24 protein-coding genes and 2 pseudogenes are annotated in these 22,459 nt (G+C 66.0%); 1 reads left to right on the forward strand and 25 read right to left on the reverse strand.

Annotation, left to right across the window (positions count from 1 at the left end):
* Nucleotides 1-47: 47 nt before the first annotated feature.
* From GGR45_RS11085 to GGR45_RS11165, 17 genes and pseudogenes are all read right to left on the reverse strand, one after another.
* On the reverse strand, nt 48-605 hold the full coding sequence (locus GGR45_RS11085) for a DUF3237 domain-containing protein (protein WP_221235830.1): 558 nt from the start codon (nt 603-605) through the stop codon (nt 48-50).
* A 13-nt stretch (nt 606-618) separates the two neighbouring features.
* A complete protein-coding gene (locus GGR45_RS19840; RefSeq protein ID WP_254703131.1) occupies nt 619-972 on the reverse strand; it encodes a TonB-dependent receptor in 354 nt (117 codons plus the stop codon).
* A 28-nt stretch (nt 973-1,000) separates the two neighbouring features.
* Nucleotides 1,001-1,387 (reverse strand): annotated as a pseudogene (locus GGR45_RS20015) (TonB-dependent receptor domain-containing protein); the annotation flags it as partial.
* A 170-nt stretch (nt 1,388-1,557) separates the two neighbouring features.
* The gene (istB, locus tag GGR45_RS11100; protein WP_175312468.1) at nt 1,558-2,292 is read right to left on the reverse strand and encodes an IS21-like element helper ATPase IstB; all 735 of its coding nucleotides are present in this window, start codon (nt 2,290-2,292) and stop codon (nt 1,558-1,560) included.
* On the reverse strand, nt 2,225-3,790 hold the full coding sequence (istA, locus tag GGR45_RS11105) for an IS21 family transposase (protein WP_175312467.1): 1,566 nt from the start codon (nt 3,788-3,790) through the stop codon (nt 2,225-2,227). Before istA ends, istB begins: the two co-directional genes overlap by 68 nt.
* Before the next feature lie 127 nt (nt 3,791-3,917).
* Nucleotides 3,918-4,649 (reverse strand): annotated as a pseudogene (locus tag GGR45_RS11110) (cytochrome c biogenesis protein CcdA); the annotation flags it as partial.
* Between the two features lie 16 nt (nt 4,650-4,665).
* Complete coding sequence (locus tag GGR45_RS11115; RefSeq protein ID WP_183988980.1) at nt 4,666-5,004, reverse strand: hypothetical protein; 339 nt, start codon at nt 5,002-5,004, stop codon at nt 4,666-4,668.
* 104 nt (nt 5,005-5,108) lie between these two features.
* Nucleotides 5,109-5,315 carry a DUF5818 domain-containing protein gene (locus GGR45_RS11120; protein ID WP_175312465.1) on the reverse strand — a complete coding sequence of 69 codons (207 nt, stop codon included), beginning with the start codon at nt 5,313-5,315 and terminating at the stop codon, nt 5,109-5,111.
* On the reverse strand, nt 5,312-5,605 hold the full coding sequence (locus GGR45_RS11125) for a hypothetical protein (RefSeq protein WP_175312464.1): 294 nt from the start codon (nt 5,603-5,605) through the stop codon (nt 5,312-5,314). Before GGR45_RS11125 ends, GGR45_RS11120 begins: the two co-directional genes overlap by 4 nt.
* 73 nt (nt 5,606-5,678) lie before the next feature.
* A complete protein-coding gene (locus GGR45_RS11130; protein ID WP_175312463.1) occupies nt 5,679-6,536 on the reverse strand; it encodes a CsgG/HfaB family protein in 858 nt (285 codons plus the stop codon).
* 14 nt (nt 6,537-6,550) lie between these two features.
* Nucleotides 6,551-7,069, reverse strand: a complete 519-nt coding sequence (locus tag GGR45_RS11135) for a DUF2726 domain-containing protein (protein ID WP_175312462.1) — start codon at nt 7,067-7,069, stop codon at nt 6,551-6,553.
* A gap of 4 nt (nt 7,070-7,073) precedes the next feature.
* On the reverse strand, nt 7,074-8,429 hold the full coding sequence (locus GGR45_RS11140) for a hypothetical protein (protein WP_175312461.1): 1,356 nt from the start codon (nt 8,427-8,429) through the stop codon (nt 7,074-7,076).
* Nucleotides 8,426-9,208: a hypothetical protein gene (locus GGR45_RS11145; RefSeq protein ID WP_175312460.1), complete on the reverse strand. Its 783-nt coding sequence runs from the start codon at nt 9,206-9,208 to the stop codon at nt 8,426-8,428. The genes GGR45_RS11140 and GGR45_RS11145 overlap by 4 nt, the downstream gene beginning before the upstream one ends.
* Nucleotides 9,195-9,653 carry a hypothetical protein gene (locus GGR45_RS11150; RefSeq protein WP_175312459.1) on the reverse strand — a complete coding sequence of 153 codons (459 nt, stop codon included), beginning with the start codon at nt 9,651-9,653 and terminating at the stop codon, nt 9,195-9,197. The genes GGR45_RS11145 and GGR45_RS11150 overlap by 14 nt, the downstream gene beginning before the upstream one ends.
* The gene (locus tag GGR45_RS11155) at nt 9,650-10,108 is read right to left on the reverse strand and encodes a hypothetical protein (RefSeq protein ID WP_175312458.1); all 459 of its coding nucleotides are present in this window, start codon (nt 10,106-10,108) and stop codon (nt 9,650-9,652) included. The genes GGR45_RS11150 and GGR45_RS11155 overlap by 4 nt, the downstream gene beginning before the upstream one ends.
* The gene (locus tag GGR45_RS11160) at nt 10,105-10,830 is read right to left on the reverse strand and encodes a type IV secretion protein (RefSeq protein WP_217498054.1); all 726 of its coding nucleotides are present in this window, start codon (nt 10,828-10,830) and stop codon (nt 10,105-10,107) included. Before GGR45_RS11160 ends, GGR45_RS11155 begins: the two co-directional genes overlap by 4 nt.
* A gap of 14 nt (nt 10,831-10,844) precedes the next feature.
* Nucleotides 10,845-11,054, reverse strand: coding sequence for a hypothetical protein (locus tag GGR45_RS11165; protein WP_175312457.1), 210 nt, complete (start codon nt 11,052-11,054; stop codon nt 10,845-10,847).
* A gap of 152 nt (nt 11,055-11,206) precedes the next feature.
* On the opposite strand from GGR45_RS11165, the gene GGR45_RS11170 reads away from it, so the two are divergent.
* Complete coding sequence (locus tag GGR45_RS11170; protein ID WP_175312456.1) at nt 11,207-11,797, forward strand: TetR/AcrR family transcriptional regulator; 591 nt, start codon at nt 11,207-11,209, stop codon at nt 11,795-11,797.
* Nucleotides 11,798-12,073: 276 nt separating this feature from the next.
* Here the strand turns inward: GGR45_RS11170 and GGR45_RS11175 are convergent, their stop codons facing one another.
* The 8 genes from GGR45_RS11175 to GGR45_RS11210 all read right to left on the reverse strand — a co-directional run bounded on the left by GGR45_RS11175 (nt 12,074) and on the right by GGR45_RS11210 (nt 22,424).
* Entirely contained in the window at nt 12,074-12,298 is a 225-nt protein-coding gene (locus GGR45_RS11175; protein ID WP_246358170.1) for a MucR family transcriptional regulator, read from the reverse strand.
* 81 nt (nt 12,299-12,379) lie between these two features.
* Nucleotides 12,380-14,227, reverse strand: a complete 1,848-nt coding sequence (locus GGR45_RS11180; protein ID WP_217498051.1) for a glycoside hydrolase family 15 protein — start codon at nt 14,225-14,227, stop codon at nt 12,380-12,382.
* The gene (zwf, locus tag GGR45_RS11185) at nt 14,224-15,750 is read right to left on the reverse strand and encodes a glucose-6-phosphate dehydrogenase (RefSeq protein WP_175312455.1); all 1,527 of its coding nucleotides are present in this window, start codon (nt 15,748-15,750) and stop codon (nt 14,224-14,226) included. The genes GGR45_RS11180 and zwf overlap by 4 nt, the downstream gene beginning before the upstream one ends.
* A gap of 107 nt (nt 15,751-15,857) precedes the next feature.
* Nucleotides 15,858-16,682, reverse strand: a complete 825-nt coding sequence (locus GGR45_RS11190; protein ID WP_343051171.1) for a sigma-70 family RNA polymerase sigma factor — start codon at nt 16,680-16,682, stop codon at nt 15,858-15,860.
* 24 nt (nt 16,683-16,706) lie between these two features.
* A complete protein-coding gene (locus GGR45_RS11195) occupies nt 16,707-17,984 on the reverse strand; it encodes a glycoside hydrolase family 130 protein (RefSeq protein WP_175312453.1) in 1,278 nt (425 codons plus the stop codon).
* Between the two features lie 44 nt (nt 17,985-18,028).
* Entirely contained in the window at nt 18,029-19,555 is a 1,527-nt protein-coding gene (locus GGR45_RS11200) for an efflux transporter outer membrane subunit (protein ID WP_246358172.1), read from the reverse strand.
* Complete coding sequence (locus GGR45_RS11205; protein WP_175312452.1) at nt 19,555-21,111, reverse strand: DHA2 family efflux MFS transporter permease subunit; 1,557 nt, start codon at nt 21,109-21,111, stop codon at nt 19,555-19,557. The genes GGR45_RS11200 and GGR45_RS11205 overlap by 1 nt, the downstream gene beginning before the upstream one ends.
* The gene (locus GGR45_RS11210; RefSeq protein WP_175312451.1) at nt 21,111-22,424 is read right to left on the reverse strand and encodes an HlyD family secretion protein; all 1,314 of its coding nucleotides are present in this window, start codon (nt 22,422-22,424) and stop codon (nt 21,111-21,113) included. The genes GGR45_RS11205 and GGR45_RS11210 overlap by 1 nt, the downstream gene beginning before the upstream one ends.
* Between the last annotated feature and the right edge of the window lie 35 nt (nt 22,425-22,459).

A 22,459-nucleotide genomic window follows, 5' to 3' on the forward strand; every position in this document is an offset into this window, starting at 1 on the left:
ACGACATGCACCAGGCGGAGGAGATGCCTCCCCTGGTGCCCCGCGCGTCACATCTCGTACACGCGGATCAGCACCAGGGGACGCGCCGGGCGAAGGCTCGTGAGGGTGCCCACGAAGATGCGACGGTTCAGCCAGCCATGCGGGCCCTGGGGTGCGGCGATGCGAACAACCGAACGCGCATAGCGCGGCTGTCCCGGCGGAACCATATTGTCGATCATCACCTGATTATGCACCGTCAGCAGGGTGCCGTCGTCGCCGCGCAGTTCATACAAGGCATCGAGTTCGCGGATTCCGTCGCCGCGCAGGCGCTGCCGATCGGCGCCGCCGGGTAGCACGATACCGCGCAGGGAGCGCGCCTGAAAACTGCCGCCCACGATCGGGACGATGCGGCGTGCGCCGTCGGGGCCCTCCCCCACCTCCATGGCGTCGCCGACGCGGGCGAGGATGCTGATCGCCCATCGTCCCGCCGGCGCGGGTTCCGGGTGGGTGGCGACGATCGCCTCGACGGACGCGTCATCCTGTGCCGCCAGCGCGGGGACGGCAAGGTTTGTGCCCAGCGCCCCCGCGAGCAGCGCCCGCCGTCCTATCGCCGCCCCGTCCGCCACCCTGTCCATCGCCTCAAAGCCGCGCCTTGAAGGCCAGGAACAGCGTGCGGCCGACCACATAATACACGCCGTTGTTCGTCACGCCCGCGGTCCCGCCGATGATCGGCGGCGCCTTGTCCGTCAGGTTGTTGACGCCACCGCGCAGTTCGAACCGATCGCTCACGCGCAGCGACGCCGAGAGATCGAAATAGTCGTAGCCGGGCGCGCCAGCGGTGCTCGACGCCGGATTGGTGACGACGCTGCTGTCGCGCATCGGGCTGGTGTGCCTCCAGCGGCCGGTGATGGCCAGTCCGCCCGACTGGATCGCCAGCGACTGGACATGTTTCCACCGCGGATAGCTGGTTCGTCGAACTGATCGTCCCGGCATTGTCCTGGAACGGGCTGTCCGGCAGCGTCTGGATTTCGAACTTGTCCGGATAGCTGACATAGCTGTTCAACGTAACCGCCCCCTGGCTACCCAGCGCGGATACCGGCACCCGCCAGTTGAGCTGGGCGTCGACACCCGCGGTGCGATAGCCGCCCAGGTTCAGATAGGGCTGCTGCACGGCGGTGAAGATGCCGTTCGGCGCACGCTGGAACAAGGTGCAGAAATAGTTGGTCGGATCGAAATTCGTGTTCGAGCCATCGCCGTTGAAGCATTTCTGCAGGGAAGTGAGTGCGCCCAGCGGCGCGATCGCGTCCTTGATGCGGATGCTGTAATAATCGACCGATAGGTTGATCCCCCGCAGGGCCGGCGCCTCGAAGGGCGAACTGAGGACCGCCCCGACCGTGAAGGTATCGGCGGTTTCCGGCTGTCAACCGGCGCGGGATGTTGACCCCCGATCGGCGCCCAACATTGACCCCGCTATGGCGAGCCTGATGATGGAGCCGAGGAACGTCGGCATGGGTGTGCGACGGCGGAGGGTGTAGCCCGGAGCCGACGCACACCCATGCCGATTGCATCTTTTCGCCGTCAGGCGGCTTCGCGGCTTTTGAACCGCCAGCTCTCGTTGCCAGTTTCGACGATGTCGCAGTGGTGGGTCAGCCGGTCGAGCAGCGCGGTGGTCATTTTCGCGTCGCCGAACACGCTGGGCCATTCTCCGAACGCGAGGTTGGTGGTGACCACGATCGAGGTCTGCTCGTAAAGGCGGCTGACCAGGTGGAACAGCAACTGCCCGCCCGACTGCGCGAACGGCAGATAGCCGAGCTCGTCGAGGATCACGAGATCGAGCCGCGAGAGATGTTCGGCGATCCGGCCGGCCCGACCGGCACGGCTTTCCGCTTCGAGCCGGTTCACCAGATCGATGGTGTTGTAGTATCTGACCCTGGCGCCGGTCCGCACACAGGAGCGCCCGATCGCGATGGCGAGGTGCGTCTTGCCCGTGCCGGTGCCGCCGACCAGAACGGCATTGCGCTGGCTGGCGAGGAACGCGCCGGTGGCAAGATCACGGACCAGGCCCTCGTTGATCGGCGTCGCAGTAAAATCGAACCCGGTAATGTCCTTTGCCAGCGGCAGCTTGGCGATCGTCATCTGGTATTTGATCGAGCGCGCCTGCTTCTCGTCGATCTCGGCTTTCAGCAGATCGCCTACCACGCGGCCGGGGGCATGCTGCCGCTTCACCGCGTCGGAGATCACCTCGTCATAGGCGTGCCGCATGCCGACAAGCTTCAGCGTCCCCATCATCTCCAGGATCTCGTGGCGTTCCATAAAATCTCCTCAGGCTGTCATATCGGGCGCAGTCGGCGATCGGCTCATGGACGAGCCGCAGCGCCTCGGGCGTGGCGATGGTCAGCGGCGGCATTGGCTCGCGCTGACGAGTCAGGATGTTGAGCACGACGTCGCGGCTGACCGTGCCGCCAGCGAGCGCCTCGGCACAGGCGGCCTCGACCGCATCCAGCCCATCGGTCGTCACCGCGCTCAGGATGCCGACCATCTGGCGATCGCCATCGGCATGGCCGCCGAGGCGTCGCCGTGTCCGCTCGATCGCGGGCGGAAGCGGCCAGTCCTTGAACGGCGCGCCGTTGCGCAACGCGCCAGGCTTTCTCGCCAGCACCGGCACGTAATGCCAGGGATCATAGATCGTCTGCTCGCGCCCGAACCGGCGGATATGCTCGCCGACGATCTCGCCGTCCTGGCGGATGACGATCCGGTCAGCATAGGCATGGATCTCGACCGGTCGCCCGGCGGCTGCAGCGTGCACCGAGTATTTGTTGTAATCGAACCGCACCAGCAGCGTCTTCGATACCGACGCCGGCAGCGCATGGAAGCCGTCGAACGGACCGCGATAGGCGATCAGCGCGGGGCGGTCGGCCGCCTCGAACACCTCCCAGACGGTGCGATCCTTCAACTCGGGATGCGCCGCCTGCTTCGACCGCGCGACGCAGCGATCCTCCAGCCAGGCGTTCATCTCGGCATAGCTTTTGAACCGCAGCCGCGGCGTGAAGAAGCGTTCACGCACCAGCCCGACCTGATTCTCGACCTGTCCCTTCTCCCAGCCCGACGCCGGCGTGCAAGCCACCGGCTCGACCAGATAATGGCCGCACATCTGCTCGAAGCGGCGGTTATATTTACGCTCCCGCCCGACGAAGATCGCATCGACCGCCGTCTTCATATTGTCATAGATACCGCGCTGGCAGGCGCCGCCAAAGAACGCGAACGCGCGGTCATGCGCGTCGAACACCATCTCCTGGCTCTCGCGCGGATACGCCCGCACGTAGAACATCCGGCTGTGGCAAAGCCGCATATGCGCCACCTTCACCGTCGTCGTGACGCCTGCGATCACGACGATCTCATGGCTCCAGTCGAACTGGTACGCCTCGCCTGGCGCGAAGCTCAGCGGCACATACGCAGCCGCTGTCGCGACCGATCGCTCGCGGTGCCACGCCGCCGCATAGCGCCGGACCGCGTCGTAACCGCCGCCATAGCCGAGCCCCTGCAACTCCTCGAACACGCGGATCATCGTCAGGCGCTCGCGCCGCGCCTTCCGATCGTTCGTCTCCAGCAGCCGATCCAGATCGGCCGTCCATGGCCCCAGCTTCGGCAGCGGCTGCACGCTGCGCTCGTAAGCGAACGCCGTCTCCCCCGAGCGCAGCACCTTCCTGACCGTGTTCCGCGACACGCCTAGGTCGCGCACGATCTCCTTGATCGACTTGCCCTTGACGAAAAACTCGCGCCGGATGCGCGCCACTGTCTCCACGACCAGCATCTCCCACCCGCCCCCGCCGCAAAACGACGAGGCGTGAACCGCATCCGTTCAGGGGGTCAATTTTGGAAGCCGATCAGCCCCGAACGGGGTCAATATTGCAGGCCGATTCACAGCCATTCGCGCGCTACGCGACCTGACGTCTCCCGATCCACTGCAGCACCAGTGTCGCTATCAGTGTAACCCCGAGAACCAGCGCCATCGCGTCGACGCCGGTCTGTCGCCCGAGCACCCACAGGAGCGCGAGCGCGGTGAGGAACATCGGCAGGGCGAGGATGCGGCGCAGCGAGGCCATCCAGGGGCCAGGGCTGGGGAGCCGGTCGCGGAGCGCGGGGATGTATCCGATGGCAAGGAAGGGCAGTGCGATCCCGAGCCCGAACCCGGCGAACACAAGGAGCGCGGCGGGAGCGGGGAGCATGATCGCGGCGCCGAGGGCCGCGCCCATGAACGGCCCCGAACAGGGGGTGGCGACGAACGCGGCGAGCGCGCCGGTCGCGAATGCGCCGACATGACCGGCGCGGCCGGCGAAAGCCGGGGTGGGCAATTCGTAGAGACCGGCGAGGTTGAAGGCGAGCGCGGCGAACAGGACGGCCAGGGCGCCCACGACGACCGGGTTCTGAAGCTGGAACGCCCATCCGAAGGCAGCGCCGGAGGCGCGCAGCGCGATCAGGGCGGCGCCGAGCGCGAGGCAGACGGTGACGACGCCGGCGGTATAGGCGAGCGCCTCGCGCCGCGCCGCTGCGGGCGAGGTTCCGGTGCGGGCGAGTCCGAGGGCTTTCAAGGACAGGATGGGAAACACGCAGGGCATGACGTTGAGGATCAGGCCGCCCAGCACCGCGCCGAGGAAAGCGAGCAGCGTCGTCACGCAGACCGGCCCGTCACAGCGTTACTCCGATCACGACCATGAGGAGGGCGTAGACGGCCCCGGCGATCTTCGCGCCGCCCATGAGGCGAGCGGATCGGCCATCGCGCCTGCGGTGCCATGTCCTGTCGATCCCGGTTCGCAGCGAGAGGATGCCGTCGACGGCAAGGACGGAGCCCATAGCGAAGATGAGGAGGGTCAGCCATTTGCTGAAGCGCAGCGGGCTCATCGAGGTCAGGACGAAGGCGCTTATCAGCACCATCATGAGGATGCCGGTGACAGCGCCGGCAAGGTCGAAGAGGCCGCGCACCCGGCCGGGATCGAGCCGACCGGCAGGCGGGCGCAGCAGCACCATGGGTCGCCGGCAGCTTCGGCACGGCTCGATGCGGGAGCCGGCGGGGAAGGGCGGCAGATCGGCTTTGCAGCATTCGCACGAGGCGCGGGCACGGCCCATCATGTTCACGCCGCGATCGCCTCGACATGCCATACCTCGATCGCGCCTTGCGGAGTGCGCACCCCGGCGATCCGAACCGTTCCGGTAAGGTAAGGCCGCACGTCGGCCGAGCAGTCGAGCCGCCACCACATGCCGTCGCGGTCGCGCAGAAGCAGTCCGCGGGGGGCATGTTCGACGGTGCCTTCGAGGCCGTGGGGGAGGGTGGCGTTCATGGCGATATCCTGTCGGCGCCTTCGTCCGGCTCGAGGTCGCCTCGTGCGTCGGAGGTCCCGCGGAAACATTCCGCGACACAGTGAAGCAGCTCGCCGCCACGGTGAAGAAAGGGGCGGCCGTTCATGCAGACGGTCTCGTGGGCGAGACGGCGGCAGGGTTTGCCTGAGCGATCGACGAACCCGCACGGCACCGCGAGCGGGGCAGGCGGCGCCTGGGGCGCGACACTGGCCACATCGTCATCGTCGGTAGCCGGGTCGGGTTCGCGGAAGAAGTCATGCTGGCGGTCCATTGGCGGGTCATCCGGGTGAGGGGGACAGGGACGGACCGAAGTCCGTCCCCGCCGCTCTCCCTCTTCTCTCCCGTCAGTTGCGGGCCGACGCGACCACGGGCGCGGGGGTGACAGGCGCACCGGACGCAGCGGCGGGTGTGACCGGCTGCCCGACGCCCGGGGCAGGCGCTGGAGCAGCGACGGCGATACGGGCCTGCGCCGAAGTCGTGAGCTTGCGGAAGGCATCGAGGAGCGCAAGGCTGGTGACCTTGCCGATGTCGGTCGAGGTGTAGCTGCCGCCGAGTGCACCGATACCGGCATTGGCAAGGATGCCCCCGCCCAGGATCGAGAGATCCTTCTTGCGCGCCGAGCCGGTCGCGATGGCCTGCTGGAGCCCGGTCTTGACCTCCACCAGCGTCAGCATGGTCTGGCTTTCCATCTTCTTGGTGCGAAGGCCGAGACCGCCTGGCAGGAGCCCGCCGACCAAACCGCCGGCGCCGCCCGCGTTGTTGTCGCTGTAGATGACCTTGGCGGTCAGCATGTAATCGGCCGCGCGCAGCGAGGCGGTGTTGCGCGCGCCCGCGACCGAACCGCCGGCGGCAAGCTCGCGCTCGCGCTGGAGCGCGTCGAACCCTTCGCCGCGATCGACGACGTAGAAGCAGCCCGACTGTGCGACGAGCAGCTTGAGGAGCGGCAGCGGATCGACGCGCGCGCTGCCCCCGCCGTTCTGTGCCTCGGCCAGACGCATGAAGGCCCGCATGGTGGGCGGCAGGTCGTCGGCGGGTGCCGCGGCACTGCGCTCCTCGACCAGCGCGACGGTGCCGAGCGGGGCGGCGCAACGCGGCACCTCGGATGCCTCGTCGACGCCGGTGCCGCCCTTCCCGAGCTTCTGGGCGGTCGCGGGAGCGGTGAGGACGGCCAGGAGGCCGAGAGCGGATATGAGGGTTCGCATGGTGTCAGTCTCCTTCATCGGGTCATGGGGGTCGCGAGCGTGACGCCCGGAGGCGCGAGGAGCGCGGCGACACGGTCACGCACCTCGGAAAATGTCGGCTGGACGGAGCCGGGGATGCGGATGGTGGCGTAGCCGGCACCGGCGGTCATCGCGTCGCGGCGGGCATCGCGGATGGGATTGTGGGTCCGGTCATCGACCTCGATCAGCGCGAGGATGTTGCCCGTGGCGCGGTCCTGCGCGACGAAATCGACGATCTTCTGCGAGAAGGCGTTGCGGTCGCCGATGTGGCGCTTGCGGCCGGGGAGCGCGGGGACGGCGAGCAGCGCGCCCATCGCGACCTGCGCGTGGATGCGGCAATGCGGCAGCGCGCGTTCGAGCGCGTCGAGCATCGCCGCCTCGCGGGACGTGAGGAAGCGCCTGGCGACCGGGCGAAGCGGACCGAACCGGCGTCCGCCGCGAGCGAGGCCGAAGGCGATCCGGGCGAGCAGCACCAGCGCGCCGATCGCGACGTAGAGGGCGATGATCTTTCCCATCGGCTCAACCCCCCGGTGTTGCCGCGTTCGCCGCGCCAGTAGCCCCCCCGGGCTCCGACGCAGGCGCAGTCTGCCATGTTTGGCGCTGCATGTCTTGTCTCTCGATCCCTGGGGTGATGGCGGCGTCGTCGATGGCGGAAAGCCGATCCTCGGCCTTTGCCATCCACTCCGTTTCGAGGCGGAGCCGTTCGGGCGAGTTGGTCGGCTCATCGAAGACGATCCAGCCCAGGCCGGCGATCGCGGCGACACCCGCGACTATGAAACCGCGCTGGATGCGGCGGTGTCGCCGATCGCCATGATCTGCATCGAGCCCTGCGGGCGTCTCATCGACCGGGTAGTAAGTCGGCCGGGCTTCGAGGGCGGCGATGCGCTCGGTGAGCGCGCGCAGAGCCTCGTCCCCGCCGGGGGCAGGTAGCGCAGCGAGTTCGCGCGCCCGCCGCGGGCTTGCGAACAGTTCGTCGTCGAGGCTGGTGTCGACGGGGCCGGCAGGCTCGGTTTCACGGATGGCTTCGGCCTGCTCCTCGTCGTGGGGCCTATCGTCGTCCTGCGCGGTGCCCGACCGCGCGAAGGCAACGATCTCGGCGGGCGGACGGGATGTCGGCGCCTCGTCTACCCCGATCCCGTCGAAATCGATGGTGAGCGTGAGGTTCGGGTTTTCCGGCAGCGGCAGGGCGAGCTGGTGACGGGCGTCGTCGTCGAGACCGTCGGCGTGCTCCAGGAAGAGCATTTCTCCGACGCTGTGCCAGTGCAGCGTCCGTCCGGTCAGACGTGCGTGGAGAGCGCGGGCGAGGACGTTGTACGAGCCGTAGCGCGACACGAACAGAACCGAGTCGGCCTCGAGGTCCAGCCATCGGCGCACCGACATGAACCGGCAATGGTCGGGGGCGACGATCAGGTCGTCGGCCAGTTCGCGCAACACTTTGAGGACCGACCAGGTCAGCGTCGCGGCTGCGCTCTCGTCGCCGGGAATGTTCCTTAGCCGGGAACGCGCCTCGGAGTGGCCAAGCGTGCGCAGCGCGTCGGCCGCGTTATCGAGCCAACCGTGGCTGAAAAGCGTATCGGCCAGGATCGGGCGTGCTGCCAGTTGCACCGGGTCGCACATGAGGGCGGGCAGCATGGCTCGCGCGGCCGCCTCGCAATCGTCCCGCGAGCCATGATCGGCCTGGAAGTCGTAGTTGCCGAGCGCGAGATCGATATGGGTGTCGCCTTTGGCGAAGAAGCGCTTCGCGATGGCGTCGCCGCGATCGAGGATGACGAGGCGGTTGCCGCGTCGGGCATGACGGACATGCGCCGCGAGCAGGTCGGAGGGGATCGAACTTGCGTCGCCGTCGAGAACGGTGATGCCGGTGAGCGCGCTCATGCTCCCCTCCGATGTGCCGGATCGTTTCGGGGCTGGTCAACGGGCGCCGGGAGCCGTCGCACCGACAGGTTGCTGTCGGGTCCCAGACGCAGGTCCAGGACGTGTCCACGCCCGGGCGTGAAGGCCATGGTGCCGACAACCTCGTCGCGCACCGTGCCCTTGCCGAACAGGGCGGCATCGCCGGTCCATCGAGGTCCATGAATGAAATGGATGCGGTAGCGCCCGACGGGTGCCGGAACGGTGACCCGCTCGTGCGCCCGGATGTGGACCGACAGGCGATGCTCGCCCGTGCCGGCATCGATCATCTGAACCACGCTATCGTTCCCCGAGCCTTGAAGCGTCAGGCTGCTGTTCACGCGTTTGAGGTCGAGCGACGGCGAGACGCTGACCGAGCCCGACGCCGGAAAGGCGGGGCGCGTCCACTTCGCGGCGATCGCGGCCGCATGGTTGCCAAGCCATTCGCGATTGATGACGCCTAGTACCGCGGTCGAACCGAGCATGACGCTGGCGAGAAGGACGGCGATCGTGCGGTCCGGCTTTGCGCGCGCAGGTCGCCAGCGGCCGCGCTGATAGTCGTGCCCGCGATTGATTTCCTCGAACCAGGAAGGCTTGCTGGTGCCCGAGATCCAGCTGGCGCTGCCAAGCGGCACGGATTTCCTGAACCCGAACCGAAACAGTTCGAGCCGTCCTTTGCGGTCGTTCCACGTCGTACCACCGGGATCGAGCCCCTGACGCTTGCGATAGCGCTCGCGCATGTAGTCGCGGTCATCGATCCCCATGGGTGATCTCCGTGACGGTGTATGGTGTGCCGGGCGGGGAAGGTCGCAGTTCCTTGATGGCTGCGATCCCGAGCGTGACGGCGGAGACAAGGCCGAGCAGCAGGAGGAGCAAGTGCCCCACTCCGAGCAGTTGGGTCAGCAGCGACGACCTGTCGTCCGGTGGTGGGGGTGAGGCGGCTATCCGGCCGCAAACGATGTCGTCATAGATTTGCGCAGTCGCTTCGAACCCGTCGGCGAGTTCCTCGTGACCGTCCGCCAGATCGGTCAATATGCGCCTGACATGATCGAGAGTGGCGAGTTCGTCGTCCTCTGTCTGGTCACGTCGCACCAGCATATTGGAGGCTGCGCGCAGGTCGACCAACATGGTGCGCAGGCCCGCCGCCAGTTCGCGAAAGTGAGGAGGAAGCTCGACAACCTCGGGATCGAGATCGGCCTGATAGATCATCGCACCGCACCGGCTTGAACCGGGTCGTTGAAACCGAGCACATGCTGGCGAGCCACCCGGATGACATAGGCTGACAGGACGACTGCGGCTGCGATGCCGAGCGTCAGCAGAACCGTATGGAGAAGGTCCACAAGGGAGAAGCCTTTGACAGGCCCCGTCGGTAGCGGATCGGACTCTCGCGCTGGGCCGGCGTGGAACGCTGCATTGTCCTGATAGGATATGGCAAGCCGATCGAGGTCGCGGGCAGTGGTTTCATGCTCTGCGATCCAGCTATCGAGCACCGATCGCAACGTCGGGATCGCGCTGTTAGGGTCGTAGGCGCGTCCATCGTAAAGCGCGAAGGCATGAGCAAGCGGGCGCAAATCGGCAGCCGATCGGCGTAACCGCTCGGCATGGTCCCGCGAGAGGCGGGCGCTTTCGAGATCGCCGTGGTGCAGGTGGACATAGTCACTCATCGTACGGTCATCCCAACGGCGTGAGCCGTCTCGTCCTCGCAGCGCAGGCGGGCGAGCATCGCGTGGTCGGCCAGCGAGGCGCGGATCGCATCCGTCTCGCGGGTCGGGGTATCGGGGACGGCGACGAACAGGATGGTGGCGGCGGGAGCGCCGAGCCAGCACGCGATCGAAACCCGGGGAAGGCGCGGATCGTGATCGGCGATCGGGTGGGTCGCCTGCCGTGCGCCGGCGAGTACGGTCATGCCCCAGCGTAAGGCGTGACCATTAGCCGGGTCGTGGCCGGCCACTTCGGCGACGACTTCGGGCGGCAGCGCGCGGATCAGGTCGCGTGCAACGGCAAGGCTGGCGCCGGGCCGTTCGGCGGCATGTTCGAGCGCGCGCAGCAACACGTAGCGCGAGGCGCCGGTGTAGCTTGAACAGATCTTCGGATCGTCGGGCAGGAACGCCTCGACAGCGCCGCTTCGGGCATAGGCGCTGACGTGATCGGCGAAGAAGTCCCAATTGCCGCGCGCCAGGTCGATCAGAAGATCGCGGTCCGGGTCGGCCAGACCCCCAATCGTGGCGATGCCCCCGAAGACGGCGAGACGATCGCCGTGGCCGGTGCGGACAGCCGACAGCACAGGGGCAGGATCGACGGCGTCGTCGTCGGCGTCGAGAAAGAGAAGCCGGGGCATGTCGGGTTCGGGCTCGCGGCGGAAGCGGAACGGGTGGACGGTTCCCATGATCGGTCCTTTGCTCACAGGTCGAGCCCGAGGCGTTTCTCGGGCAGCGGCAGGTCGGGGTCGCGCGGCGGCATCGGCGGCAGCGAGGAAAGATCGTCGCGCTCTTCCGACGGATGGCCGAGATCGTCGCCGCGCATGTCGTCACGCCGGTCGCTGGCGTCGCCGTCGCGCGCGTCATCGAGCGCGAGGTCATCGAGCGGTTCGTCGCGACCGGGGGCTTCCATGCCCGTCTTCGACCAGTCGGTGTCGGATGCGGGGAAGGGCGGTGGAAGACATATCATTTCCCGCTTGAAAAATTGTTTGAGAGCGATCACTCACAAACAGCGGAGTTAGACCCGCCGATCGAGCGCGTCAACCGATTAGAAGAGGCCTTAAAGTGACGAATATCGATTGCGCTGCCCCCACCCGCGCGGAGCTACGCCGGAACACCATCAAGGAGGTCGCTCGACGCTTGTTCGTTGAAAACGGCTTCCATGCCACGGGGATTGCCGCGATCGCCAAGGAGTCCGGCGTCGCCGTGCAGCAGCTGTACCGCGACTTCCCCTCGAAGGAGGACATCATTGCCGCGATCGTCGCGGCCGACTGCGAACGGCTCGCGGACCAGAACACGCTCAATACGGCGCTGACCAACCGGGATCGCGCGGGGATCATCAGCTGGCTGGTCTCGACGCCGTGCCGAAAGGACGAATGCGGCGACCGGCTTTTTCTGGAGATCGCGGCGGAGGCGACGCGTAACGAGCGGATCAGGGCGATCTTCCTTGAAGTCCGCGCCGAAGCCTTTGAGAATATCAGCCGCGCCTTTGCCGGGTTGATGGGCAGCGACGTGGTGGAGGCCGAGCACCGCACCTTGGCTCAGGCGTTCATGATCATCTCGCTCGGTTCGGTCTGCGCACGAACACTTCATCAGGAGGCGGTGAAGCCCGCCAGCGACAAGCTGATCGAGTGTCTGATTGAAGGGGCGAAATAGTATCAGCGTATCCGCCGGCCGGGTCGCGGGCAGGACCGGTTGCGCTTACTCCCTGTACCGCCAGCCCGGCATGGCGTCTGTCCTTCCCCAATATGCCGCGCGGGAATAAGGGGCGACCAGGCGGAAACCGCCGAGGCGTTTGTGGCAAGCAAGACCTAATCTCCGCCGTTCAGCAGCAGCTGCCTGGATGCTCCGGGAATGCGGCTGTGCCGCTGCCTTGGCGGCTGCGAGCGATTTGCTCTTGCGGTTGCTCTTGGCAACATCCGGCTTAGCGTCCTACGCAGCCTTGGGGCTTTGTTGCGGCTTGCCGTCGATCATCGGGATGATGTGATCGCGTGACGCCAGCGACTTTCGCGCGGTCACGGCTGCAACGTATTCTGTCGGTGCCTCGACATCCGCTGCCTGGGTCGCGCGCCCCAGCAGTGCAGACAGCATCTCATGCATCGTACGCAAAAATGCGGGCACTTCGTCAGCGGGCGAGTGCGTATTGGGGTGTGCCAACCACGCGACGGTCAGGTCCGTCGCAAACGGCGCATCACGGTCGCCTCCTCCCGGCCGACATCCAGAGCCGTGGGGACCGCGTCACCGACGGCGCCCCTGCCTCCACACGATGCCGTCGACCGGCGATCGGCCGCCGTCGATCGCCGCCAGCAGATGCGCAGTGTTGACGAGGGCGAAATGCGTGAAGGCTTGTGGGAAGTTGCCGAGCAGACGTCGGCTGCCGGGGTCGTATTCCTCCGCGAACAGGCCCAGATCATTGCCGTACGTCAGCAGGCGTTCAAACAAGGCTACCGCCTCCCCCCTCCGACCGTCGAGCAGCCACGCATCCACCAGCCAGAAGCTGCACGCCAGAAAAGCCCCCTCGTCGCCTGGCAGTCCATCCGCCTCCTCGCTGTCCGTGAGATATCGATACACCACCCCATCGCGGAGGAGATCGGCCTCGACACGCGCTACGGTTCCACGGACCCGAGGATCGTCGGCGGGCAGGAACCCGAGCAGGGGGATCTGGAGCAGCGCCGCGTCCACCCGGTCGGCGCCATAGTACTGCACGAAGCTGTTGCTCGCGGTGTCGAACCCCTTCTCACAGATCTCGGCATGGATGGTGTTGCGCTCCGCGCGCCACCGCTCGACGGGGCCGTCCAGACCGAATTCCTCTGCACTGGCGATCAGGCGGTCGAACGCAAGCCAGCACATCATCTTGGAATAGACGAAATGGCGCGGCGGCCCGCGCACTTCCCACAGACCCGAATCCGGTTCGCGCCACCGCTCGAGCAGGCAGTCGGCGATCGCGCATTCGAACGACCACGCCTTGTCCATGTCGGCGATGCCTGCACGGCGGGCGGCGTTGAAGGCACCTAGAAGCGATCCATAGATGTCGAGTTGCAGTTGGTCATGCGCGCCGTTGCCCAACCGTACCGGTCGGCTGTTCTCGTACCCGGGCAGATGGTCCAGTTCCGTCTCGATCAGACGGCGTTCGCCATGTAGACCGTACATGATCTGCACGTCGGCCGGCGCACCCGCGGTTGCGCGCATCAGCCACCAGCGCCAATCGCTCGCCTCCTGACGATATCCAGATTGGGCGAACGCGTGGATCGTCCAGATGGCATCGCGCAGCCAGCAGTAGCGGTAATCCCAGTTGCGCACCCCGCCCGGGTGCTCCGGCAGCGAGGTCGTCGGCGCCGCGACGATGCCGCCGGTCGGCGCGTAGGTCAGCCCCTTGAGCGTGAGCAGCGATCGTCGCACTGCATCGACATGCGGCCCGTCATAGGTGCACTCCTCCATCCAACGCCGCCATTCCGCCTCGTTATGACGCAGCAGCGCGAATGGGTCGCGTGGGAGCGGCGGCGTCTCGTGCGAAGGAAACCAGTCCAGCGTCGCCGCGATCTCCTGCCCTTCGACGATCTCGAACTCGGCCGATTGCGACAGGTGATCGACGCTCAGTGGCACGCTGGTGCTCAGACGCAGGCCGTTGCTCCCCGCGATGAAGAACAACGCGCCCTCGCGCTCCTCCACCCACGGCGTGCTCTCACCATAGTTGAAGCGGACGCGCAGGTCGGTCATCATCGAGACGCGTCCCTTCATGCCGCGGATGATCCGCACCACTTCGTGCACGCCGTCGCGCGCGGGCGGAGGCATGAAGTCGATCACCACGGCCGTGCCGGTGTTGGTCTCCACCGTGGTCTCAAGTATCAGTGTATCAGGAAGGTAGCGGCGCGACACACGCGCATCCTCATCGGTAGCGCCCAGCCGCCAGCCGCCATGGTCGGAGGTCCCAAGCAGAGATACGAAGATGCCGTCGGAGTCGAACCGGGGCAGGCAAAGCCACTCGATTGCACCCGATCGATGCACCAGCGCGGCGCTGTGGGTCGAGCCGATCATGGCGTAGTCCTCGATCAGGCGCACGGGCGCGGCGGCAATCGCGGCGGTCACGCCTTGTCCTCCACGCGGTCCACTATGGCATGCCAGCGCCGCCCATCGCGCTCCAGAAGTCGCTCCGCACCCCGAGGCCCCGCGGTGCCCGGCGCATACGGCTCGGGACCGGTCGCGTCGTCTTCGGCCCAGGCATCCAGGAACGGCTGTACCGCCCGCCAACCGGCCTCGATCGCGTCGGCACGCTGGAACAATGACTGATCCCCGCGCAGCACGTCGTGGAACAACGACTCGTATCCGGTCAGATCCGCCAGCTCGGCCTTGTCGTAACGATAGGACAGCGTAGCCTGCTCGGTGGCGATCTCCAGCCCCGGCCGCTTGATGAGGATGCCCATGTCGATCCCCTCGTCGGGTTGGATCTGGAAGATCATCTGGTTGGGGGGAAGATCAGCGTTTCGGGTCGACGGGAAACTGGCGAACGGTACGTCGCGGAAGGTGACGACCACCTCGGTGTCGCGTACGCCCAGAGCCTTACCGGTGCGCAGGTAGAAGGGCACGCCCGCCCAGCGCCACGTATCCACCAGCAGCTTCAGCGCGACATACGTTTCCGTGCTGCTGTCTGCGGCGACGTCGGCGGTGTCGCGATAGGCGGCGATCTCCCGCCCCGCGACACGCCCCGCCTCATATTGGCCGCGCACACTGTTCTCGATCGCCTCATGTCGGTCGTAGGTACGGATCGCGCCCAGCACCTTGGCCTTCTCATCGCGCACGGATTCCGCGTCGAAGTTGGCGGGAGCCTCCATCGTGATCGTGGCGAGTATTTGGAAAAGGTGATTGGGCACCATGTCGCGCAATGCGCCCGTGGCGTCGTAGAAGGCCCCCCGCGTGCCGACGTCCACCGTCTCCGCGGCGGTGATCTCCACCGACTGGATGCAGTCGTTGTTCCAAAGCTTTTCGACGATCGTGTTGGCGAAGCGTGCAGCGACGATGTTCTGCACCGTTTCCTTGCCGAGGAAGTGGTCGATCCGGTAGATCTGGGTTTCCGGCACCCGCGAAAGGATCTTCGCGTTCAGCGCCTTGGCGCTTGCGAGATCATGGCCGAACGGCTTCTCGACGACAACCCGCCGATAGGCGTCATCCTCTTCCGTCGTCAGGCCGTTATCCGCCAGCTTCTCGACAATCGTGCCGAAGAAGCGCGGCGGAACGGCCAGATAGAAGACGACGCTGCCCGCAAGGCGCTCCGACAATGTCGCGTACAGCCGGTCGTCGGCGAAATCTCCGGCGAGATAGTCAAGGCCCTGTGCAAGCTCATCCCACGCCTGGCCCTTTTCGCCGTCCCCCTCGCCGCCCTTGCCGGGGTCGAAAGAACCCAGTTTGTCGCGGAGCATTTTTCCATCGCCTTCCTCATGGCCAATGCCGAGAATCTTGAAGCGATTGTCCAGGTATCCGCCACGGCGCAGAGTGATCAGGGCAGGCATCAGCAGGCGGGCAGCCAGGTCGCCGGTAGCGCCGAAGATAACCAGCGTCGCGGTCGGCAGGGCAGTCGTGTTGACATCCCCCACATCAGCGTTTGGCGTCGTCATAGATATGGTCTTTCATGTCCGATGCGTCGGCTGGAGCCGATCGAACAGCTCCCCGGCTGGTCCCCGCCTTGGAACGAGGAGGTAAGATGGGCCAAGGCGACCCTTGCTCAGGCCGCGATCGCCAGGGCAGCCGTGCGCCGGCGTTCCCGCCACGCCCGAAGAAGCTCCACTTGAGCCCGATCGGTCGCATCCGCAGTCACGGGCGGGACTTCCGTCGACGCGGCGTCCAGCGACTGCTGGACATCACATTCATGCGGGATCGCCCCCTCATCGGTGGGGCGGAGTTCACCATTCAACAGCGCGATGAGGGTATACCGGGCGCGCGTGACCCGGCTCTTCATCGTCCCGAGCGGCACCTCGTCGATCGCGGCAGCGGCCTCATAGCTGTGGCCCTCCATCCCCACGAGGGCTAGCGATCGCTGCTGATCAATTGTCAGTCGTCCCCAGTTCCGAACCACTTCCTGCAATTCGAGCGCAACCTCCTGATCCGGTGCGACCGGAACCTCCGGCAGATCATACCCACGGCTCTCCGTGCGGGCGACCTTCTGACGACGGACTTGGGTGAGGAAGCAGTTCCGCAGGATGCGGTAGCACCACGCATTGAAGTTGGTGCCGATCTCGAACCTCTCGCGGGCAGCCCAAGCCCTCAGCGCCACCTCCTGCACTAGATCCTGCGCCACGTCCTGGTCCCGAGCTAGCGAGTTGGCGTATTTCCTGAGGGTCGGCTGCACCGCTCGGAAGTTCCTCTCGAACTCCACGCTGTCGAGGGTTCCCGTCACCGATGCAGGGCTCGCGCTTGATTTCGTAGACACCGCCGGGACGCTCCTTGTGTAACCGGGCATTAAGTCACTTAGTACACCTTTAAGTGTACTAAGTGACTTAAATACGGCCAGATCGCGTCGTTGTTCCAACGGTCTGCCGCATCCGGGCATGACAAAGGAGGCTCGACGTCCGTGTCAGGACATGGCTGCGAGCACCTTATCGAGTGACGCCGTCGCGAATGCCGTGTACTGGTCGGCCACCGCATAGGGCAGCATCAGCGTCCGATCGTGGACGATACCGCCGCAGCTGTAGACGACGTTGGGAACGTAGCCACCGCGCTCGTCTGCTCGAGGGCTCAGGATCGGTTCGGCCGTTCGCGCCAGCACGCGGCTTGGATTGTCCCTGTCCAGCAGCACCGCGCCAATGGCGTAGCTGCGCACCATGCCGACGCCGTGCGTCAGCACCAGCCAGCCCTGGTCGATCTCGATCGGCGAACCGCAATTGCCGATCTGGATGATCTCCCAATCGTGTTCCGGTTCGATCAGAAGGTCCGCGGCGTCCCAGTGGTAGGGATCGTCCGATTGCATGAAATACAGATTCTCGTTGTCGAGCCGTCCCAACATGGCGAAACGACCGTCGATTTTGCGGGGGAAGAGGGCCATGCCCTTGTTCTGCGCGCATCGCCCGGTCAGCGGACGTAAGGTGAAGCTGGTATGTTTCGTCATCTCCAGCATCTCTGAGCGGGCGTGGCTGCCGCTGAAGGCGGTATAGGTGGCGAACAGACGCGACGATCCGTCGTCGTCCGTGAACGTGACCATCCGAAGGTCCTCGATCCCCTGCCTTTGGCTGGGTAGGACAGGAAAGAGGACGGCATCGGAAGGCGACATGTCGCCGGGCCATGAGAATGTGACGATGTCATCCGCCTCGCATTCGATCGTCGGCATCACCGCGCGGGCATTCACCGCCTCCAGGACAGGCTCGCCCCCGGGCTTCCACCGCAGGATCCGGAACGTCGCGGACGATATGTGCCCTTCCCCGATGCCACGCAGCGACATGATCAGTCGCACCTCGCGAGGCTCCAGACCAGTCTGATCGGGATGCAGCACCAAACTGGGATTGAAAAGCGCCGCCGACTCGAACGCATACTCCTGGCTGAAAAACGCACCCGCAACGATGGCTCGCGCGGGATCCATCGGCGCGAGCCCATGCCGCGTCCGCAACCGTTCGTAATGCTGCGCCAGGTGCAGTTCGGGTTCCTCGATACGCTCGGCCAATGGCTGGGCCAACAGCGATCTGAACCGCTCGACCTTGTCACTAGGTATGGCTGCGATGCGGTCGGCGATGCGTTGCGGGCGAGATCGAGACTTGCTCACGCCATCCGGATCGCCGGGCACGAAGGGCCGGATCACCGTGCGCGTGGGATCGGGTCGCAACTTGAAATTCATGATATCGAAGATGTCGCCGGCGGGCATGGTGCAAAGATCCTATGGAATGGACAAGCGCGGCGTATCAGGCTCTACCGAGCCCCGCCCGCCGATGCGGCGCTCGGCGTTCCAGCGGCCGCCGGCAGGCGCCAACCCAGGCCCATGCTCTTGGCTATGGCGACATAACCGCTCGCCAACTGAGCATATGCCTGTGCCAGCTGCTGCTCCGCGCTGACCCGCTGGCGCTCGCTGTCGAGCAGGTCGATCAGGCTCGCGGCCCCGCGCGTCTGACGCTGCCGGACCATTTCGGCCGCGATTGTGGCGGCACGCGCCCCCTCGATCCGTGATTGCAGGGCGCCACGCTGGCCACGGAACTGCGCCAGCGAGTCCTCCGCGTCCTGCAAGGCTTGGAGAACGCTCTGCTGATACTGCGCCAGCGCCTCATCACGCCCGGCCTCGGCCTGACGAATCTGCGCGCGGACCCGCCCGAAGTTGAGGAAGTTCCAGCGCAGCATAGGCGAGCCGACCGCGGTATAGTTGTCGAAGCTGAGGTCTCCCAGCGACGGACCTCCAAGGCCGATCAATCCCAGCAGCGACACGGTGGGGAAAAGCTGCGCGGTGCTGACGCCGATTTGCGCGGACTTGGCCGCGATCTGGCGCTCCGCGGCACGGATATCGGGACGGCGACGCAGCATCGCGGCGGGATCGTCCACCGGCACGCGCGCGGGCACGATGGGCACCGGCGCGGGCTTGGCAAGATCGGCGTCGACGAAGCCCGGTTCGCGACCGATCAGCACCGCCAGCCGGTTGAGCGACTGCTCGACCTGTGCGGAGATCCGCGTTTCCTGCGACTTGGTCTGCGTGTACTGCGTCCGCAGCCGTTCGACATCCTCTCTCGATGCCGCGCCCTGGCGAAACTGCTGCTCGGTCAAGGCCAGCGAGCGTTGCTCGAGAACGCTGGAGCGCTGCGACAGGATCAGGCTCTGCTGATGGTCGCGAAGGTCGATATAGGCCTGCGAGACCTCCGCGGCGAGACTGACCTGCGCGTCGGCGAGTTGCGCTTCCGCCGCCTCGGCCTGCGCGCGGGATGCGTCGCGCTGACGCCGGCGGCCGCCGAACAGGTCGATCTCCCAAGTGGCGTCGAAGCCAGCCGACCAGAGGCCGCCGCTGGCGTCGTCGGGCAGGGAAGCGGCTTGCCCCGGGGTGCCACCGTTGTTGCCGATCGCCTGGCCGATATCGCCTATGCCCGAAAGTGGCAGGCGATACCTGAGATAGCTGGCCGAAACCCCGGCAGACGGCAGCAGATTGGCCTCGTTCTGGCGCACCATGGCGCGCGAGCGACGCAGCCGCGCTTCCGCAATCGCGATGCTGGGGCTCGTCTTGAGTGCCTGGTCGATCAGGCGGTCGAGCATGGGATCACCGAACGCCTGCCACCAGGCGGCGTCCGCCGCAAGCGGCTGCGTCGGCAGATTTCCGATCCGGCTAAAGGGCGCGCCGCCTTCCGCTCCGGTCGCCACTGTCGGCGGTCCCGCATAGTTCGGTCCTACCATGCAGCCGGCGAGCATCGCTGCCGACGCCAGAGCCGACGCGCCTCGGATCATGTTGTTGAGTAAAAGCATCAGTGTGCGGCCATCGGTTTACTGGTGTCGAGGGGCCTCAGCAGCAGGCACACGGGTGCCAGCACGCAGGTGAGGACGGCGAAGATGAAAAACAGGTCGTTGTAGGTCATCACGGTGGCCTGCTGGGTAATCTGCTGGCTCAGAACCCGCAGCGTGCGCGTCATAGCGTCGGCCATGTCGGACCGCCCTGCCGTGCCTGCGCGGATATAGTCTTGCACTCGCTCCGACGTCCTAGACAGGGTCTCCTCCAAGCGTCGCTCGTGCAGGAAGGTCCGCTTCTCCTGCATGATCGTCACCATGGCGAGCGCGAACGACCCGCCAAGATTGCGAGCGGCATTGAACAGTCCCGACGCGTCACTCGCATCATCGGCCGACACCGAACTAACCGCCGCCTGGTTCAGGAATAGAAGCGCCAGCATCTGCCCGAAGCCGCGCGTGATCTGTCCGATGTAAAAGGCCTCGCCTGCAGAATCGGGGTTGAGATTCGTATCGACGAAACAGCCGGCACCCATGATGAGCATGCCCGCGCCGACGGCGATTCGTACGTCAACCGTTTTGATGAGGAGGGGTAGAAGCGGCATCAACAACAACATCGGCACGCCATTTATGAGCACGATCTGCCCCGCCTGGAACGCGTTGTATCCGGCCACGCTCGATAGATATTGCGGGATGAGGTAGCTGATGCCGAACAGTATGGCGCCCACCGCCAGCGCGCCCGCGAAGACGGCCGCAAAGCTTCGGTCGAGCAGCAGGGCCAGCTTGATGACAGGCTTTTCCGAAAGAAGCTGACCGAGGAACAGCAGAACGAACCCAACCGCCGACACGCCGGCGAGGCTGCGAATCATCGGCGATTCGAACCAGAGTTCGCGTTGCCCGTCCTCCAGTACCACCGTGAGACCACCAAGGCCCATGGCCAGCCCCGCGATGCCCAGCCAGTCCGCCTGCCTTAGCAAATCGAACCTCTTCTTGCTGGCAGGCAGGCCGATCGTCAGTAGCGCCAGCGACAACACGCCAATCGGCAGGTTGATGAAGAAGGCATAGTGCCAGGTATAGGTTTCGGTCAGCCAGCCACCAAGGAGCGGCCCGGCCACAGGTCCCAGCACCGCCGTCGCGCCGAACATAGCGGTGCCGATCGGCTGCTTATCGGGCGGCAGACGAGTGGCGATGATCGTCATTGCGGTAGGGATCAACATGCCTCCGAAGAAGCCCTGACCCACGCGCGCGGCGATCAGCATCGGCAGCGTCGTGGAGATGCCGCCCAGGACCGAGAAGCCGACAAAGGCGATGTTGGCGATCACCAGCAGCAGCCGGAGGCCGAACAGGCGTTCCAGCCAGCCGGTCAGCGGGATCGCGACGATCTCCGCCACCAAATAGGCGGTGGCGATCCAGGTGCCCTCCGATCCGCTGGCACCGACCTCACCCTGAATGGTCGGCAGCGCGGCGTTGACGATCGAGATGTCGAGCGTCGCCATCAGCGCCCCGATCGTCCCCGCCATCACCGCGAGCCAGGCGGACGCATCCCCCCGACCGCCACCCAACTTCGCGCCGTCAGCCATCAGTCGTTCGCCTTGACCTGGCGTTCGATCATTTCCTTGCGGTGATCGATCACCTGCTTCTGCCGCTCCGCCTCATCCTCGACCTGGTGCGTGAAGTTCTGCGCGCCGCGCGTATCCACTGAAACCTCGACGGACAGTCCGGACAGCAGCACCCGCCGCGCCTCCCTGCCCGCCTGGACACGGATGCGGACCGGCACGCGCTGGACGATCTTGGTAAAATTGCCCGTCGCATTCTCCGGCGGCAGCAGCGAGAAGCGTGCGCCGGTCGCCGGAGATACGCTTTCCACCACACCAGGGATTTCGGCTCCCGGTAGGGCATCGACGTGGAGCGTGGCGGGCTGGCCCGGACGCATCAACGTGATCTGCGTTTCTTTGAAGTTCGCCTGGAGGTACAGTGCGGTCAGCGGCACCACCGTCATCAGTTCGGTGCCGGCTTGGACGTAGCGCCCGACGCGGACGTTCTTGTTGCCGACGATGCCATCGATCGGTGCGCGCAGCACCGTGGAACCGAGGTCCACCGCAACCGAACGCACCTGCGCTTTGGAAGCTTCCGCCTGGGCCAGCGCCTGATCGACCGATGCCTGCAACTGTCCGATGCGCCGCTGCTGGGCAACCACCGCCGCCCGTTTCGAGCGCACCGTATCGGCCGCCTGATCGCGCTGGCCGACAAGCTGCGACAGCCGTTCGGGTGCCGATGCGCCGGTCTGCGCGAGCGGGGTGTAGCGATCGACCTCGCGCTGCGCATGCGCGAGCTGGTCGCGCGCGGCGGCGAGATCCGCATCTGCCTGGGCGATCTGTGCGCGTTGCTGGCGGATCTGCGCCTCGGCCGAGCGCGCCTGCGCGTAGGAGACCGCGACCTGCGCCTCGGCCTGGGCCACATCCGCCTGCGACTGACGCGGGTCAATCTCGACCAGCGGCTGGCCGGCGCGCACCGCCTGGTTGTCGGCGACCAGCACGCGCATCACGTAGCCCGACACCTTCGGGCTGATCGTCACGTCGTCCGCCTCCAGATAGGCGTTGTTGGTGCTCTGCTGGAATTGACCGTAGTTGCGGTAGTTTACGTAGTAAATCACACCGCCCACTATGAGAAGAACGACTATCGCGCCCAGTAGTATCCTGAACCAGGTGCGCGACAGCAGCGACGGCTTGTCGGACTCCTTGCCCTCATCGCCATCATCATTGGAGTCCTTCTTCCCGTCGCCCGACCTCTTCTCGGCATCATCCTCGCCGCCGTCGTGCCTACTCGCCTCCTCGTTACGGGAGTGTTCGTCGCGATGTTCGTCGTCTCGCTTGCCGTCGTCTTGATCGTTCATGGTCACCAAAGTTCCGTCGAATAGTTGGAATGAGG

The sequence above is a fragment of the Sphingomonas zeae genome, from assembly GCF_014197135.1.
Taxonomy (GTDB): Bacteria; Pseudomonadota; Alphaproteobacteria; order Sphingomonadales; family Sphingomonadaceae; genus Sphingomonas; species Sphingomonas zeae.